Source organism: Sphingobacterium sp. NPDC055346 (assembly GCF_053645235.1).
In genome coordinates this window covers 257623-273916 of sequence record NZ_JBSHMI010000008.1, presented here as the reverse complement: position 1 = coordinate 273916, position 16294 = coordinate 257623, and the positions used below count along the sequence as shown (strand labels likewise).

Genomic DNA, 16294 nt, shown 5'->3' with positions numbered 1-16294 from the left:
CAAAGTCTGGTGAGGTATACCGATTGGAAAAAGTCTTAGCAGAATAAAATTTGGAAAAAATTTAAAATAAATTTGGAATTAGACACAGTTCATCGTGAGTAGAGCGAACGAACTATTTTTCTTTCTTCGGGAAGATATTTGGAACAACATTTCGTTGAACAATCCGATTTTCTACAAAGATGTCACCCCTTCCAGGGGTTCTCAATTTATACAAACAACAATCCTTCCGCAGGAAGTCCTTTAGCAACCGGCTCATTTCCAGTGGCGGAGAGATGGAAAGAATGCCGATGCCCCGTGCGATGGGATTGGCCTTGGGATGCTTTCAAAAAATTCTCCATCAAAAGGGAGAATTTTGAAGGAAGATATCCCCGACAACAAGGCATTCTTGTCCATGTGCGGATGACCGTGCGAAAAGCCACCTTAAATGGGCCGAAGCGTTTTGGTTACTTTTGGGCTTCAAAAGTAACGGAGAATAAGTATTTTTTTCCTTAACTTAATGACATTGCCCGATGGGGTTCCTATCTCTAAATTTTCAATACCCATTTTCTTATTACTTACCTGCCTATGTCATCACATTCTAATAAAAATTACATGCCTTTGTTACTTGTCCATTACCAAAAAACAAATTGCTTTACAGCTTACCCTTGATGGAATTGAATAGGATGTAGTTTTTATTGTTTTGTAATAAAACTATAAGATTTTCTATTGGTTTATTTAAAGGAAAGAGCTTAAATTTAAAATAAAATATTTTTAAATATTCGCTGCTTATAGGGGTAAAACAGGGGATTATTTAGAAAATCTGTTTTGGCGGAATGCTAATTTTGCATAAAAGGCATTCCTTTTGCTTAACAGTAGCGTAACATTATAAGAATACAAATAAAATCAAGCGTTATGATTAAAAGAATTAGCGTACCATTACTGTTGATGTCAGCCTTGTTTATTACCTCATGTGGTGTAAGTAAGAAGACTCACCGAGCTTTGGAAGCTCAATATAAGGAACTGGGTGATAAATATAATCAGAGTCAGTTAGACCTTGCAGAAAGTAAAACCAGAGTGAAGAGCTTGGAGGAACAACTTGAGCAAGAACGCAAGAACAATGCGGGCTTAAGAGAGGCCTTAGCTAAACTTCAGGGAACATTGGATAACAGTATCAATCAAAATACCCAAGGAAATGTCAATATTTCCAAATTGGTCGATGAAATCAATGCTTCCAATAAATACATTCAGCACTTAGTAAACACCAAACAAAAAAGTGATTCACTTAATATGGTGTTGACAAACAACTTGACACGTTCATTAAGTCGTGAAGAAATGAACGATGTGGATGTTCAAGTATTAAAAGGTGTGGTTTATATTTCATTGTCTGATAATATGTTATATAAGTCAGGTAGTTATGAGATTTCAGACCGTGCAGGAGAGACCTTGTCGAAAATTGCCAAGATCATCCAAGATTACAAAGATTACGATGTGCTGATCGAAGGTAATACCGATACGGATCCGATCTCAAAGCCTAATATCCGCAACAACTGGGATTTAAGTACATTGAGAGCCTCATCAGTCGTTCAAGCATTGCAGAACACCTATGGAGTTGATCCTAAGCGTTTGACAGCCGGTGGACGTGGTGAATATAACCCTGTCGCCAGCAACGCCAGCGCAGATGGTAAATCTAAAAACCGTAGAACACAGATTATCATTACCCCTAAACTGGATCAGTTTATGGAGTTGATCGATAAAGCTCCTGAAACCGAAAATTCAGAAGTTCCGGTGGATACAACATCATTTTAATAAAAACCAAAAAGGGAGTCGTAGAAGACTCCCTTTTGGTTTTTAGACATAAGACAATAGACACAAGAAATTAGAACTTTCTTGTGTTTTTTTTTTGTTTGAACCAGGATGGAATGGATGAGAGGATGGACCAAGATCTGGATTTGAACCAGGATGGAAAGGATGAGAGGATGGGCCAAGATCTGGATTTGAACCAGGATTAAAGGATTAGAGGATAGACCAAGATCTGGATTTGAACCAGGATGGAAAGGATGAGAGGATGGACCAAGATCTGGATTTGAACCAGGATGGAAAGGATGTGAGGATAGACCAAGATCTGGATTTGAACCACAAATAAAGGGATTAGGGAAGTGTTTTTTGTTTACTCTTATTCTGAACGATCAGTGAGGAATCTGTACGGTTCTCCACCAAAATGTCCTGTCATTCTGGACCGAAGGTCCAGGACCTGTACGCCAATACAAACTATATTTTAGATTCAAATTAACTATAGTTCCGAGATGTTTTGTGCCTAAACATGACAGGCATGGAGACAATAAAAGGCATGGTTCCGAGATGTTTCGTACCTCAACATGACAGGCATGGAGACAATAAAAGGCATGGTTCCGAGATGTTTCGTACCTCAACATGACAGGTATGGGGACAATAAAAGGCATAGTTCCGAGATGTTTCGTGCCTCAACATGACTGGCGCAGGGAAAATAATAGGCATAGTTCCGAGATGTTTCGTGCCTCAATATTTCTGATGGTGAAAATGCTCTAATGTCTTATGTCTTGTGTCTTATGTCTAAAATCACCCAAACATCAACATCAGCGATGATATAATCACCAATGCCAGAATGACGATCTTAAATTCTTTTTCAGGAATAATCTTGACCAGTTTTATGCCGATGTAGCCTCCTAGCAGGATAAAAGGAATGGCGAGGCAATTTAGGATGATGCCTTCCCAGGTCAGGTTTTTCCAGACAAAAAGCTGGAGGGGTATCTTGGAGAAGTTGAGGATCATGATAAACCAAGCTCCGGTTGCGACCAAGGTTACTTTGTTGAGCTTGCGGGTCAGCAGGTAAATGGTGAGGGCTGGACCTGCGGCATTTCCGATCATCGTTGAGAACCCGACCAAGAGACCGAAGGAAGGAGAATACCACCAATTGTCGGTGAAATCCCTAGCGTCATGGTTTTTCTTGGCTTTGTTGGTTCCCCAGATCATCAACAGGACGGAGATGAAGATACAGGCCCCCATGATAAACTTAAAAGTGCCATCGTCAATATATTCTCCGACAAAGAGACCTATAAAAAGTCCGATCATTGAAAAGGGGAGCATGGATTTAATTTCGGACCAAATAAATTGTTTCCTATAATAGATCACCGCAAGGAGATCTGCCATGCAGAGGAGAATCAGAACGATCCCTGTAGAAAATTTGGCTCCAAAAAGAAGGGCAAACATTGGGATCGTAAAAGTTCCTACGTTCTGGATGCCGGTTTTAGAAACGCCAATGAGCATGGCACAGAAAAAGTAGAGTATCCATGCAGCTGGAGATGGGATCAGTTCTAATGCATTATCCCACATTCTCTTTGTAAAGTGATTTTAGCCTGTCGACATTCATGTATTTATAGTCGTCGATATATTCGAGACAAACAGGCAGATCTTCTTTCTTATGGGAACTTAGGACCCCAATGACATTCATATTGGCATTTAGACCAGCAGTAACACCGGAAAAAGAATCTTCAAACACAAAACAGTTTTGCGGATCCATATTCAGGTTATTTGCTGATTTCAGATAAACTTCAGGATGAGGTTTGTGCAGTTCCACATTTTCGGATCCGAGGGTTGACTTAAAGAAACTACGGATGTCCAGGGCGTCCAATATCAAGTCCATATTAGCACGTGGAGCAGAGGTCGCAACTCCCAGTTTAATATCGTTGTCTTTTAAGTTGCTCAGGAAATCTGGTAGGAAGGGGATTGGTTTCGCTTCCACTTTATATATTTCCCTGAACAGGCCTTCTTTTTCCATTTCAAGGTTTAAAAGTTCCTGTCCAGCAATGGGTCTTTTAAAGAAGTGGGTAAATATATAGCTGTTATGTTTGCCATACATATGTTTTTCAAATTCCTCATCGGAATAAGGGATTTGGTACTTGTCAAAAAATGCTTCAAAGGCTTTGGCGTGGTATGGATTAGTGTGGGCAATTACACCATCCATATCGAAGATGACGGCTAATTCTTTCATTGGGGCAAAAATACAAATATTATCTTTAAAACTGCTTTAATTCAGTAGTTTGGGTAATTTTATTTGATTCTGTCGCCAAGCATGATATAGGCTTGGTCAATGAAATTATAAAATGCGGAACCTGGATTGGATCTTGGCTTGCCACCGATGCCATGACCTAAACGAACAATGATCAAGTCATCCTGCGGGATCGAAATAACATATTGGCCAAGGTGGCCATCCATATAGAAATAATCTTTGTCCTTGTATTTACCAATCCACCAGCCATATCCATATTCCGGAGAGTCTGCAAAGGTATTGGTGACAGATTGTTTGATATAGGCAGAGTCCAAAAGCTGCTGACCATTCCAGTTTCCGTGGTCCATGTACAATTTGCCGAATCGGGCAAAGTCGCGGGCATTGGAGGCTACACAGCAATAGGCTTTTTCAATTCCGTATTTTTTGCTGTCAACCTGCCAAAGTGCAGTATGCTCAGCTCCCATTGGCTTCCAGAAATATTGGGAAAGCAATTCCGATAAGCTCTTTTTTGTAGCTCGTTGTAACGCTATTCCAAGTAATTGGGTATCTCCGCTTTTATAGATGAACTTTTGTCCCGGTTGGTTGTTGATGGGAAGCTGGTCTAAAGTTCCAACGATATCTTTATCAAAGTACAATCTTGTGATGGAAAAAGGGTCGTAATAGCTTTCGTCCCATTTCATGCCTGAGCTCATGGAAACGAGGTCAACCATTTTAAGGGAGTCTGCATAGGGACCGATCAGTTCTGGAACAAAATCCTTGACATTCTGTTGCAGGCTCTTTACCTGTCCGCTTTCAATTGTTTTTCCCAAGAGGGCGGCGACCATGCTTTTGGCCATGGAGAAAGAGTTGGATCGGGAGGAATCAGAATATCCTCCATAATACTCTTCAAACCAGATACTGTCTTTATGGATGATCATATAGGCCACAGATTTCCATCTGTCATGAATGCTCCTCAAGCTATCGGTTATTTTAACGCTATTATATTCTTTGGAGATGTTCCAGGGCTGCGGGGTTCCGGTTTCAATTTCATGGTTGTCGAAAAAGCGGTAATCATCGAGATAGGCCGTTTTATGGCCATGTAGGTAAGTGACATAGACCCCTTTGAGCAGGAAGTCTTTTCCGGTGGCATATAAATACACAACGGCGATGAGGAGAACCGACACAATGACGATTCCCAACCATTTAAGGAGCTTCAAAATAATTTGCATACGACAGGTTTTGTACCGTATTAAAGTTATCAAGAAAAAAACACAAGTACAATTATTTCAGCTTTTTAGCTTTGTTCCAGTACACATCCATTTCTTCCAGGGTCATGTCCTTTAATACCTGTCCGTTCTTGGCCGCTTGGGTTTCTAGATAGGTAAAACGATGGATAAATTTTTTATTGGTTTTTTCCAATGCATTTTCCGGATTGATACCGATATGTCGAGCATAATTGATCAAGGAGAATAGAAGGTCACCAAATTCCTCTTCCGCTTTTTCTGCATTGATAGTTCCGTTTTTAAGGTCAAATTCAGCTTTGAATTCCGCTAATTCTTCCTCGACTTTATTCCAGACTTCGGTTTTATCTTCCCAATCAAATCCTACACCACGAACCTTATCTTGTATCCGGTAAGCTTTAACCAGAGCTGGAAGGCTTTGCGGTACTCCCTGAAGGACGGATTTGTTTCCTTCTTTAAGTTTGATGGCTTCCCAGTTCTGCTTTACATCTTCATCATCCTTTACTTCCGTATCCGAATAGATGTGTGGATGTCGTATGATCAGTTTGTCACATACCGCGTTTAGGACATCTACGATGTTGAACCTGTTATCTTCCGCTGCAATTCGAGCATAGAATACCAAGTGCATCATTATATCACCCAACTCTTTTTTTATTTCTTCATAGTCTTTTTCAAGGATTGCATCCGTAAGTTCGTACAGCTCCTCAATGGTTAGGTGCCTTAAAGATTCCATAGTCTGTTTTTTGTCCCAGGGACATTCAATCCTTAATGTATTCAGGACTTCGAGTAATCTTTCAAAGGCTTCTGAAGCTGTATTTTTTGCTGGAGGAGGTGTGTGAGCCATAGTGAGGTAATAAATTATATGATCATTTTGAAACAATAGCCAAAGTTATGTGTTTTTAAAGAAACGTACATGAAGAATATAAAATGGATAAAACATTTAAATATGCAACAATGACAGAAGCTTTAGATAATCTGTCGAAGAATGGGTATTCAATTGATTATAATGTTGAGTTTGATAAACTTTCGGATGAGGCTGCAGTTTATGAAATTGATGTGCTTTATCGCTATGAAGGCGAGTCAGATCCGGCAGATGAATCATCGGTCTATGGTATCCGGAATACCAAGACAGGGGAGAAGGGCGTATTTGTTGCCGGAAACCTATCGTTGATCGAAGGTAAAAAGAGGGATATAATTTTAGATTTAGAAATGAAATACAAGCAGCATCATCATTAAAATGAGCTGTTGATTAACACAAAGCCTGGGGATTCCCGGGCTTTGTTTGTTTTATGTCCTTTTTAAGTTAGGATTCTAAATGGCATAATAACTTCATTACATTTGTATAGTTAAAATTTATAACATGACCCTAGTCCAATTAGAATACATAATTGCCGTCGATACCTATAGAAGCTTTGTGGCTGCTGCTGAGAAATGTTTTGTAACCCAACCCACTTTGAGCATGCAGATCCAAAAATTAGAAGAATCATTGGGTGTAAAGATTTTCGATAGAAGTCGGCAGCCCGTGGTACCCACTGAAATTGGGGAAAAGATCATCGATCAAGCGCGTACAGTCTTAACGGAGAGCAAAAAGATCTCTGAGATACTGCAAGCTGAAAGGGGCGAGTTAGCTGGAGATCTAAAGATAGGGGTAATCCCGACTGTTGCTCCTTATTTATTGCCGAACGTGATTTCGAATTTCATGAAGAAATACAACAAGTTGAAATTGCAGATCTGGGAATATACAACGGAGCAGATCATTCAGGAATTAAAGATAGGTACACTGGACTGTGGTATCCTTTCCACACCATTACATGATCCGGGTATCCAAGAAATCCCGTTGTTTTATGAAACTTTTGTAGCCTATGTATCGGATCGCAGTTCTGTTTATGAAAAGAAAATGATCAATGTGGAGGATATTTCCAGTGAAAAGCTATGGTTATTGAATGAAGGACATTGTATGCGGGGTCAGGTCTTGAATATCTGTAATTTCAAGCACAACCAATCCAAAGAAGGTACCTTTGATTATAATACGGGCAGTGTAGAAACGTTGAAGCGGATGGTAGATCTCAATGGCGGTCTGACGATCCTTCCAGAGATGAGTATTTCCAACTATGATGAAGACCAATTGGCGCATGTTCGCTATTTCCGGAATCCGGAGCCAGTGCGGGAGATCAGCTTGGTGACACCGCAGAATTACGTCAAGAAACATGCGATAAACATGTTGAAGAATGAAATCCTGAATATTGTACCGGAGAAATTTAAGACAAAACGCAAAAAAGAAGTAATGGGCTTTTCAATATAAAAGCCCATTTTTTTTTATTGTCTCATAGCGAGCAGTTTGCTTACATACTTACCAAGGATATCAAATTCCAGATTGACGGTGGAACCAATCTCGATGGTTTTGAGGTTGGTGTTATCCAGTGTATAGGGGATAATTGCTACGGAAAAGCTATTCTTGCCAGAATTCACTACTGTTAAGCTGATGCCATTTACGGTAATGGATCCTTTTTCTACAGTCAGGTTATTCAAAGCGGCATCATATTCAAAAGTATATACGACACTTCCTTCCTGAGGCTCAACGGCGGTACAGATGGCGGTTTGGTCCACGTGGCCTTGAACAATATGTCCATCCAATCGTCCATCCACTTTGACACATCTTTCAAGATTCACTATATCGCCAACTTTGAGTTTTCCTAGATTACTTTTTTCAAGTGTTTCATTAATTGCCGTAACCTGATGGGTATTTTCTTCAATACCGACCACTGTTAAACATACGCCGTTGTGGGAAACACTCTGGTCGATTTTAAGGTCAGGGGATATGGGCGATTCGATGAAGTAATGAATGTTGCTTTGTTCCAACTCAATTTTCTTAACCGTTCCTAAAGTTTCTATAATGCCTGTAAACATATTTCTGAATGTTTTTTTCAAATATAATATAAACAATTTTCTTCCTAAACGGGCAGGGTTGAAAAAATATTTTAAAAAAGATTTGCATATGTGTAAAATGTACACTATCTTTGTGGTATCATAATTTAGGTTTATAATTGGTTATTAAAGGTTTTCATTCTCCCCGTTTGAAAACCTTTATTTTTTTAATTTTATTCTCCTGATTTCCAACAAGTTAAATATTTTATATACAAGAATACGGTTTAAATCCTTCAATAAATTTGGAATTTATATAAGTAAATCTCTATCTTTGTCTTAGGTTTAGGTTGATTACCTCATAAAAGAGGTTATTTTTTAAAGCTTGAGCAGTCGCCCGATTGACTCAAGCTTTATTTTTTTTATGGCCTTTTTTCCTTATAAATTTCCAGATATCTGTAGCTTAATATTTCCCATAACGATAATCCGATTGAATATAATATTTATTAAAAGTAGAATGCGCGCATATTATTTTATATAAGCGCGCATTCTTTTAATATATATGCAAAAAGGACGTTGTAACGTCTATTTTTTAATCAACTTTAAATTTATCTTTTTTTGCCACAAAGGATAGGTATAAATACCCGCAAGTACCTGATATTAATGAACCTATGAGAACTGCGAATTTTGCTTCTTCTATAAATACAGGGTCTTTGAAGGAAAGCATGGAGATGAAGATAGACATGGTAAATCCAATACCACCCAACATACCTACGCCGATCATGTGTTTCCATCCGGCCATATCTGGGAGATTGGCCAATTTGGTTTTTACACAGATCCAGGTGGTCAGGTAGATTCCAATGGTCTTTCCGAAGAAGAGGCCTAGGATAATTCCTAACCCAAGTGGTGTATTGAGGCCGTGGACCATTTCACTATGGATGGTAATATTGGTGTTGACCAGGGCAAAAAGAGGAATAATGATAAAATTTACTGGATTTGCCAACGCATGTTCCAGTTTTTCCAATGGGGATTCTGTTGCATCCGGTGTTGTTGGCAAGGTCATGGCAACCAATACACCGGCAATGGTAGCGTGGATTCCAGAGTGATGGATAAAGTACCAAATGAAGAGTCCTGGGATAATATAGGCCCAAACGCTTTTTACACCGGTACGATTGAAAACTACCAATAATCCGGTAATACCTGCGGCGTATAGCAAATAGGTGTAATGCAGTTCCGTAGAATAAAAGATGGCAATGACCAAGATTGCCAAGAGGTCATCGACAATGGCCAAGGCAGCCAGGAATATTTTCAGGCTTGGTGGAACTCGTTTATCGAGTAGGGATATAATGGCCAGAGCAAAGGCAATATCAGTTGCCATTGGAATACCCCAACCGTGATGTGAAGCTTGGTCATGATTAAAAATGGTATAGATTACGGCCGGAACAATGGCACCACCAACAGCAGCCAAAATAGGCAATATTGCATTTTTAGGGGAGGAAAGTTCGCCTTCCACCAGTTCACGTTTTATTTCCAGGCCTACCAAAAGAAAGAAAATGGCCATCAAACCATCATCAATCCATTGCTTAAGACTGTAGCGTAGTTGGATGGTTTCGTTTTCGAAACCTAATTTAACTTGTAAAAGCTCATTGAATGCGGTTGAGGAGGAGGTGTTTGCAATGATCAGGGAGATCACAACACATAAAAAAAGTAGAATACCGCCGGATGTATTCGAGGAGAAGAACTTCTTGAATACCGACAGATTAATTTTATCAGTCATTTGAATTCTGTTTGTATTTAATTACAGCGATGGTAAAGGTATAAAAAATTTAAAAGCCCTTCCTAAAATTAACTTTCAGAAGGGCTTTTAAAATGTATCTTTTTGGTTGCTAACTTTTGTATCGGAACCATTTAATAAGTTCCTTAAAGCTGGCTTTCTTGCCGTACATCAGAATACCGATACGGTATATCCTTGCCGCAACCCAAGTCGTGAAAATAAATCCGGCGACGAGGAGGATAAAGGATACGATGATTTGCCAAGTTGGCACGCCAAAAGGAATCCTAACCAGCATAGCAATAGGGGAGGTCAGCGGGATAAAGCTCAACCAAGTCGCAATTGGACCATGCGGATTATTCACCAGTACGCCGAAAGATAGGATGTAGGCCAATAATAAAGGTGTTGTAATGGGCATCGTGAACTGATTGGCCTCTGTTTCATTATCTACAGCTGAACCCACTGCTGCAAACAGTGCGCTATAAAGCATATATCCTCCAATAAAGAACAGGAAGAACGTTATCAAAAGTTCTGGGATATTTACAGCGTCCATTGCAGTACTGATTTCAGTAATGATGGAATTATTGTCCATTTGGATTTCAGCACCTTGTGGCGCATTCTGCATCATTTCTTTTTGAAAGTCAGATTTATCGATCAAGGTATTGGAAGCAATGCTGATCAATCCAAAACTTAGGATAATCCAAAGGGCGAATTGGGTGATGCCTACCAAGCCGATCCCGATTATCTTTCCCATCATCAATTGGAAGGGCTTGACAGAAGAAATAATGACTTCAATGATCCGGTTTGATTTTTCTTCAATAATTCCCCGCATCACCTGGGCTCCATAAAGGAAAAGGGATAAATAGATCAATACGGAGAGCGCCATGGCAATTCCCATTGCAATCCTTGTATCACTGTCTTTGGCTTCACCTGAGGCTGTGATTTCTTTAGCAGCAGTCTTGATCTTGGTGTCGATGCTTTTGATCTTGGAGGCGTCTATATTGAGTTCCTTGTACTGATAATTTAGCAAGATATCCTCCAGTTGTGATTCTACTGCGGATTTGGTGCCAATATTCGGTTTTCCGGAAGAAAGGAATTCAATATGGTGGGTTTGATAAAAGTCATCAGGGATCATGAGGATATTGGTATTTCCATCAAGGTCCTTGATTTCCTGGATCTGCTGATTGAGTTCTTGGGTGGATTGGGTAAATGTAATCTGATCTGTATTCTTGAGTTGTTGACCGACTTCTTTAGTGTTGTCGACTACATATATCAATGCTTTGGAGTCTTCAAAACTCTTTTTGGTCAAAAAGAATACACCAACATACATCCCTATGAAAAATAGAGGCACCAGAAAAGTAGTGAGCAGGAAGGATTTTTTCTTGACCCTACTTAAATATTCTCTTTGTATGATTAATAATATCTTGTTCATATACTTTTCGGCTGTTATTTAGTTACTTTATCAATAAAGATATCGTGCATGGAAGGGATGATTTCAAAGATCTGTTGGATTTCGATCTGAGGAATCAAATGGGTCAATACATCATTTAAGGATTTGTCTTCAGGAACCTGGATAGTGAGGGCATTGCTGCCGTTGGATTCGTTTTCCATGATTTGCCATAAAGTTGGGTCGAGCTGAATGCGCTCGGTTTCTGGTTTCAAGCTGTATTCGATCTTATAGGTTTGATTTCTATAATTATTCTTGATTTCCTTAACGGAACCTTCTAGTATAACCTTTGATTTATTTAGGAGTGCTATGTTATCACATAGGGCTTCCACAGACTCCATGCGGTGGGTGGAATAAATAATGGTGGCTCCCTTTTTATTGAGTTCAAGGATTTCATCTTGTATAACCTGGGCATTTACGGGGTCAAATCCGGAGAAAGGTTCGTCTAGGATAATGAGATCAGGTTCATGCAGGACAGTTGCAACGAATTGTACTTTCTGCTGCATCCCTTTACTCAAATCCTCTACTTTTTTGTCCCACCAGCTTTCTATTTTCAATTTTTCAAACCAGTATTTGATCTTTTCTTTCGCTTCGTTTTTGCTAAGGCCTTTCAATTGGGCAAGATAGATCATTTGGTCACCGATGAGCATTTTTTTATAGAGACCACGTTCTTCCGGTAGGTAGCCGATTCTACCGATATGGGAAGAGTTCAATGGCTGGCCATCGAAGAGGATCTGTCCTGCATCGGGCGCTGTAATTTGATTGATTATTCGGATCAGCGATGTTTTTCCTGCGCCATTGGGGCCTAATAGGCCAAATATTTTTCCGGAAGGTACATGTATGGAAACATCGTCTAATGCTTTATGATTGGCATATTGCTTAACAATATTCTTAATTTCGAGCATATATATGGATTTGTTGATGAAATTATGAATTTTTCTTGAATTGAATGCGGTCTAGGTATTATTCTGATAAGAAATAAAAGCGTTTTTAATCGTACCTTTGCCTTATGAATATCAATCGAGCAGAATTCTTAACCAGTAATACAGATGTCAATAAGCTTCCTGAGGCGGATAAAGCGGAGTACGCCTTTATTGGTCGGTCGAATGTAGGGAAGTCTTCTTTGATCAATGCAATCACCCGTAGGAAGGGCTTGGCTAAAACTTCACAGAAACCTGGTAAGACCCAATTGATCAATCATTTTATCATTAATGATGAGTGGTATTTGGTCGATCTACCGGGTTATGGATTTGCTCAGACTTCCAAAAAGAACCGTGCGACCTGGGAGAAATTCATCCGTGAATATTTGACGAAGCGTGAAAATTTGCAATGTGTATTTGTTTTGATTGACAGTAGACATGAGCCACAGAAGATAGATTTGGATTTTTGTTATTGGTTAGGGGAGCAGGGGATACCATTCTTTTTGTTGTTCACGAAAGCCGATAAGCATTCGGGTGTCAAAGCGGATCAAAATATCGCCAAATTCAGAAAGGCATTGAAGGTTTGGTTTGAGGAAGTGCCTCCACATATCTTGACTTCTGCAGAGACAAAATTGGGTTGTGAGGATGTATTACAGACCATAGGTGAAATCAACAATAACTTTGTTTCTCCACTTAGCTAGTTTATGAAAAAATATATGTCCTTGGTGCTCTTTGCACATAGTATATTTGCTCTTCCTTTTGCTATCATCGGTTTTTTCTTGGCTATCCATACGACGGATTATCAATTTGAATGGAAATTGTTCCTTTTGATGTTGGTCTGTATGGTGACGGCAAGGAATGCGGCCATGGCATTTAATAGGTATTTGGATCGGGATATTGATGCTTTGAATCCACGAACGGCTGTTCGAGATATTCCCGCGGGGCGGATCAGTCCCAAGCAGGCCTTATTATTTACGGTAATAAACTGTATTGTTTTTATGGTTGCATGTTATTTCATCAATTTCATGTGCTTAGTGCTGTCACCAATAGCTTTGTTCGTGATTTTGTTCTACTCCTATATGAAAAGAATATCTCCTTTATGTCATATTGTTCTAGGGGTAGGATTAGGTTTGGCGCCGGTTGGTGCATATTTAGCCGTTACAGGGGAGTTTAATATCGTACCGATTTTTTATGGATTGGCCGTATTGACATGGGTCAGTGGCTTTGACATAATTTATGCTTTGCAGGATGAAGAATTTGACAAGGCGAATGGGTTGAATTCGATTCCGGCAAATTTTGGAGGAAAGACGGCATTAAGGATCTCTGAAGTGCTTCATGTCCTGTCCTTTATATTTGTGCTTTTACCTGTTTTATATATGCCGGTCGGCACCTTATATTATATAGGTGTTGCCTTTTATGCGGCATTATTAATTTATCAGCATCGAATCGTAAGTCCGACAGATTTAAGTAAGGTAGACCGAGCATTTATGACCACCAATGGCATTGCTTCCGTGGTTTTTGCAGTGTTTTATTTACTGGATATTTGGATTAAATGATAAATGATTGTACTCACTTTTTTGCCATTGGGGATAAAAAAGAATTTGCATTCCATTTTGAAATCGTTTTCTTTGCATCAAATCAAAGAATTTAAATGGCAAAAAATTTATTGATAGTCGAGTCACCCGCAAAGGCTAAAACAATAGAAGGATATTTAGGCAAAGATTTTTTAGTAAAATCCAGTTATGGTCACATCCGTGATTTGGTGAAAACCGATGACGCGATTGACACGGAAGATAATTTCAAACAGAAATATGAGGTTCCGTCGGATAAAAAAGCTTTGGTCAGTGAGTTAAAGAAGTTAGCGAAATCTGCAGAGACAGTATGGTTAGCGTCCGATGAGGACCGTGAGGGGGAAGCTATTTCCTGGCACTTATTTGAGACCTTGGGATTAAAGGATGATAAAACCAAACGTATCGTTTTCCATGAGATTACCAAGCCAGCCATTTTAAAAGCGATAGAATCACCAAGAAAGATAGATTTTAACTTAGTCAATGCACAGCAAGCACGCCGTGTATTGGATAGGTTAGTTGGTTTTGAGCTATCTCCGGTTTTATGGAGAAAGGTTAAGCCTTCACTTTCTGCGGGAAGGGTTCAATCCGTAGCGGTTCGATTGATTGTTGAGCGCGAAAGGGATATCAATAAATTTAATGCAGAAGCTGCATTCAAGATCGTTGCCATATTTAATACTGGCAATGCCAAGGATCGTTTCAAAGCAGAATTGCCACAAAGGTTTGCCACAGTAGAGGAAGCTAATCAGTTTCTGAACGATTGTGCCAATGCTGTGTTCCAGATCAAGAGTTTAGAGACAAAACCATCAAAGCGTACTCCATCTGCACCTTTTACCACTTCGACCTTACAACAAGAGGCGAGCAGGAAATTAGGATTTTCAGTTGCTAGAACCATGCAGGTCGCTCAGCGTTTATATGAGGCTGGACGTATTACCTATATGCGTACTGACTCGGTAAACTTATCTGACACGGCATTACAGGGCGCACAAGCTGAGATTATCAATGCCTATGGGGAAAAGTACCATAAGTTACGTCAATACCGTACGAAGAGTGCAGGGGCCCAAGAGGCTCACGAAGCAATTCGTCCGACTTACTTCAACGATCATACGATTGATGGGGATAATTCGGAGAAGCGATTATATGAACTGATCTGGAAGCGTTCGATTGCTTCGCAGATGAGTGAAGCAGAGTTTGAAAAAACGACTGCTAAGATTTCTATTTCCAGCAGAACTGAAGATCTAGTAGCAACAGGAGAAGTCATGAAATTTGATGGTTTCCTGAAGGTTTACTTTGAATCTTCCGATGATGATAACGATGAAATTGATTTGGACAATTCAGATAATGCCATCCTTCCACCGTTAAGTAAGGGACAGGATCTGAAATTAGAGATCATGCATGCCACTGAAAGGTTCTCTAGACCTCCGGCAAGATTTACGGAAGCTTCATTGGTTAAGAAATTGGAAGAATTAGGTATTGGTCGTCCTTCGACTTATGCACCTACCATTTCGACGATTCAAAACCGAGGCTATGTGGTAAAGGAAGACCGTGATGGGAAGGAAAGAGCCTACAGGATCCTTACCTTAAATGGCGGCCAGGTAAGTTCACAGACCAAAACTGAAATTACCGGGGCTGAGCGTAATAAGATGTTCCCAACGGATATTGGTGTTTTGGTGAACGATTTCTTGGTTCAACATTTCAAAGGAATCGTTGATTACCATTTTACGGCGAAAGTAGAGAAGGAATTTGATGAGATTGCACAAGGATTCAAGGAGTGGACCGATATGCTGTCCAATTTCTATGGTCCATTCCATTCGGAAGTACAGAATACATTAGATAATGCCGATCGTGCTACCCATGAACGTGAACTTGGTGTTGATCCCGTATCGGGCAAACCGATTTCGGTTCGTGTAGGACGTTTTGGACCATTGGTTCAGATTGGAACGGCGGACGATGAAGAAAAACCAGTTTTTGCTTCATTACGTAAAGGTCAAATGATCGAAACCATTACTTTAGAAGAAGCCTTGGAATTGTTCAAGCTTCCTAAAAAAGTGGGGGAATTTGAAGGGAAAGAAATGACAGTTGCTATTGGTCGTTTTGGGCCATATATCCGTCACAACAGCAGTTTCTATTCCTTGCCAAAAGGGTTGGACCCATTGGATGTAGAGCAAGATCAGGCAATCCAGATCATCGAGGAAAAACGTCAGAAAGATAAGGATAAAGTCATCAAGATTTTTGATGAAAACCCAGAGGCTAAGATAGAAAATGGACGCTGGGGACCATTCGTTCGTTTTGGTAAGCAGAACCTAAAAATCCCTAAAGGTACAGAAGTTGAGAAGATCACTTATGCGGACGTACTGAAATGGGCTGAGGAAGACAGTAAATCGCCATCGGCGAGAAAAGCTGCCAAAGCAACGAAAGCGACTAAAACAACAGCAAAAAAGACAACGACTAAGAAAGCTACTGCTAAAAAGAAATAGGATAA

The 16294-nt window shown here is 39.8% G+C and carries 16 protein-coding genes; 6 read left to right on the top strand and 10 right to left on the bottom strand.

What is annotated here, in order from left to right; genetic code table 11:
* Nucleotides 1–206: 206 nt before the first annotated feature.
* The gene (locus tag ACWICE_RS17005; RefSeq protein WP_262890970.1) at nt 207–341 is read right to left on the bottom strand and encodes a hypothetical protein; all 135 of its coding nucleotides are present in this window, start codon (nt 339–341) and stop codon (nt 207–209) included.
* 550 nt (nt 342–891) lie between these two features.
* On the opposite strand from ACWICE_RS17005, the gene ACWICE_RS17000 reads away from it, so the two are divergent.
* On the top strand, nt 892–1785 hold the full coding sequence (locus ACWICE_RS17000; RefSeq protein ID WP_185212183.1) for an OmpA family protein: 894 nt from the start codon (nt 892–894) through the stop codon (nt 1783–1785).
* 199 nt (nt 1786–1984) lie between these two features.
* On the opposite strand, the gene ACWICE_RS16995 is transcribed toward ACWICE_RS17000, so the two are convergent.
* From ACWICE_RS16995 to mazG, 5 genes are all read right to left on the bottom strand, one after another.
* Nucleotides 1985–2116: a hypothetical protein gene (locus ACWICE_RS16995; RefSeq protein WP_454298848.1), complete on the bottom strand. Its 132-nt coding sequence runs from the start codon at nt 2114–2116 to the stop codon at nt 1985–1987.
* A gap of 458 nt (nt 2117–2574) precedes the next feature.
* Nucleotides 2575–3348, bottom strand: a complete 774-nt coding sequence (locus tag ACWICE_RS16990) for a sulfite exporter TauE/SafE family protein (protein ID WP_185216356.1) — start codon at nt 3346–3348, stop codon at nt 2575–2577.
* Nucleotides 3338–4006, bottom strand: coding sequence for an HAD family hydrolase (locus ACWICE_RS16985; protein WP_254527213.1), 669 nt, complete (start codon nt 4004–4006; stop codon nt 3338–3340). The genes ACWICE_RS16990 and ACWICE_RS16985 overlap by 11 nt, the downstream gene beginning before the upstream one ends.
* A gap of 59 nt (nt 4007–4065) precedes the next feature.
* Entirely contained in the window at nt 4066–5232 is a 1167-nt protein-coding gene (locus ACWICE_RS16980) for a serine hydrolase domain-containing protein (RefSeq protein ID WP_454298847.1), read from the bottom strand.
* Between the two features lie 52 nt (nt 5233–5284).
* Complete coding sequence (mazG, locus tag ACWICE_RS16975) at nt 5285–6088, bottom strand: nucleoside triphosphate pyrophosphohydrolase (protein ID WP_454298846.1); 804 nt, start codon at nt 6086–6088, stop codon at nt 5285–5287.
* Nucleotides 6089–6198: 110 nt separating this feature from the next.
* On the opposite strand from mazG, the gene ACWICE_RS16970 reads away from it, so the two are divergent.
* Together ACWICE_RS16970 and ACWICE_RS16965 are read left to right on the top strand one after the other, a co-directional pair.
* Entirely contained in the window at nt 6199–6480 is a 282-nt protein-coding gene (locus tag ACWICE_RS16970; RefSeq protein ID WP_237235784.1) for a hypothetical protein, read from the top strand.
* A gap of 124 nt (nt 6481–6604) precedes the next feature.
* Nucleotides 6605–7546 (top strand): hydrogen peroxide-inducible genes activator, encoded by a 942-nt coding sequence (locus ACWICE_RS16965; protein WP_454291207.1) that lies wholly within the window; start codon nt 6605–6607, stop codon nt 7544–7546.
* A 14-nt stretch (nt 7547–7560) separates the two neighbouring features.
* Here the strand turns inward: ACWICE_RS16965 and ACWICE_RS16960 are convergent, their stop codons facing one another.
* The 4 genes from ACWICE_RS16960 to ACWICE_RS16945 form a co-directional block, all read right to left on the bottom strand.
* Nucleotides 7561–8151, bottom strand: a complete 591-nt coding sequence (locus ACWICE_RS16960) for a riboflavin synthase (RefSeq protein ID WP_454298845.1) — start codon at nt 8149–8151, stop codon at nt 7561–7563.
* Between the two features lie 547 nt (nt 8152–8698).
* A complete protein-coding gene (gene nhaA, locus ACWICE_RS16955) occupies nt 8699–9883 on the bottom strand; it encodes a Na+/H+ antiporter NhaA (protein ID WP_185216353.1) in 1185 nt (394 codons plus the stop codon).
* A 109-nt stretch (nt 9884–9992) separates the two neighbouring features.
* A complete protein-coding gene (locus ACWICE_RS16950) occupies nt 9993–11309 on the bottom strand; it encodes an ABC transporter permease (protein ID WP_454298844.1) in 1317 nt (438 codons plus the stop codon).
* A gap of 14 nt (nt 11310–11323) precedes the next feature.
* Complete coding sequence (locus ACWICE_RS16945) at nt 11324–12229, bottom strand: ABC transporter ATP-binding protein (protein WP_454298843.1); 906 nt, start codon at nt 12227–12229, stop codon at nt 11324–11326.
* A gap of 104 nt (nt 12230–12333) precedes the next feature.
* Here ACWICE_RS16945 and yihA point away from each other — a divergent pair, with 104 nt between their 5' ends.
* From yihA to topA, 3 genes are all read left to right on the top strand, one after another.
* Nucleotides 12334–12945 (top strand): ribosome biogenesis GTP-binding protein YihA/YsxC, encoded by a 612-nt coding sequence (gene yihA / locus ACWICE_RS16940; protein WP_454298842.1) that lies wholly within the window; start codon nt 12334–12336, stop codon nt 12943–12945.
* A 3-nt stretch (nt 12946–12948) separates the two neighbouring features.
* Nucleotides 12949–13800 carry a UbiA-like polyprenyltransferase gene (locus tag ACWICE_RS16935; RefSeq protein WP_313259289.1) on the top strand — a complete coding sequence of 284 codons (852 nt, stop codon included), beginning with the start codon at nt 12949–12951 and terminating at the stop codon, nt 13798–13800.
* Between the two features lie 95 nt (nt 13801–13895).
* Nucleotides 13896–16289, top strand: coding sequence for a type I DNA topoisomerase (gene topA / locus ACWICE_RS16930; protein ID WP_185212171.1), 2394 nt, complete (start codon nt 13896–13898; stop codon nt 16287–16289).
* Nucleotides 16290–16294: the final 5 nt, after the last annotated feature.

What these genes read in the sequence shown, in the direction of transcription:
- ACWICE_RS17000 (WP_185212183.1), top strand. Translation starts at nt 892, where the DNA reads ATGATTAAAAGAATTAGCGTACCATTACTGTTGATGTCAGCCTTGTTT.
- ACWICE_RS16990 (WP_185216356.1), bottom strand. Translation starts at nt 3,348, where the DNA reads ATGTGGGATAATGCATTAGAACTGATCCCATCTCCAGCTGCATGGATA.
- ACWICE_RS16985 (WP_254527213.1), bottom strand. Translation starts at nt 4,006, where the DNA reads ATGAAAGAATTAGCCGTCATCTTCGATATGGATGGTGTAATTGCCCAC.
- ACWICE_RS16980 (WP_454298847.1), bottom strand. Translation starts at nt 5,232, where the DNA reads ATGCAAATTATTTTGAAGCTCCTTAAATGGTTGGGAATCGTCATTGTG.
- mazG (WP_454298846.1), bottom strand. Translation starts at nt 6,088, where the DNA reads ATGGCTCACACACCTCCTCCAGCAAAAAATACAGCTTCAGAAGCCTTT.
- ACWICE_RS16970 (WP_237235784.1), top strand. Translation starts at nt 6,199, where the DNA reads ATGACAGAAGCTTTAGATAATCTGTCGAAGAATGGGTATTCAATTGAT.
- ACWICE_RS16965 (WP_454291207.1), top strand. Translation starts at nt 6,605, where the DNA reads ATGACCCTAGTCCAATTAGAATACATAATTGCCGTCGATACCTATAGA.
- ACWICE_RS16960 (WP_454298845.1), bottom strand. Translation starts at nt 8,151, where the DNA reads ATGTTTACAGGCATTATAGAAACTTTAGGAACGGTTAAGAAAATTGAG.
- nhaA (WP_185216353.1), bottom strand. Translation starts at nt 9,883, where the DNA reads ATGACTGATAAAATTAATCTGTCGGTATTCAAGAAGTTCTTCTCCTCG.
- ACWICE_RS16950 (WP_454298844.1), bottom strand. Translation starts at nt 11,309, where the DNA reads ATGAACAAGATATTATTAATCATACAAAGAGAATATTTAAGTAGGGTC.
- ACWICE_RS16945 (WP_454298843.1), bottom strand. Translation starts at nt 12,229, where the DNA reads ATGCTCGAAATTAAGAATATTGTTAAGCAATATGCCAATCATAAAGCA.
- yihA (WP_454298842.1), top strand. Translation starts at nt 12,334, where the DNA reads ATGAATATCAATCGAGCAGAATTCTTAACCAGTAATACAGATGTCAAT.
- ACWICE_RS16935 (WP_313259289.1), top strand. Translation starts at nt 12,949, where the DNA reads ATGAAAAAATATATGTCCTTGGTGCTCTTTGCACATAGTATATTTGCT.
- topA (WP_185212171.1), top strand. Translation starts at nt 13,896, where the DNA reads ATGGCAAAAAATTTATTGATAGTCGAGTCACCCGCAAAGGCTAAAACA.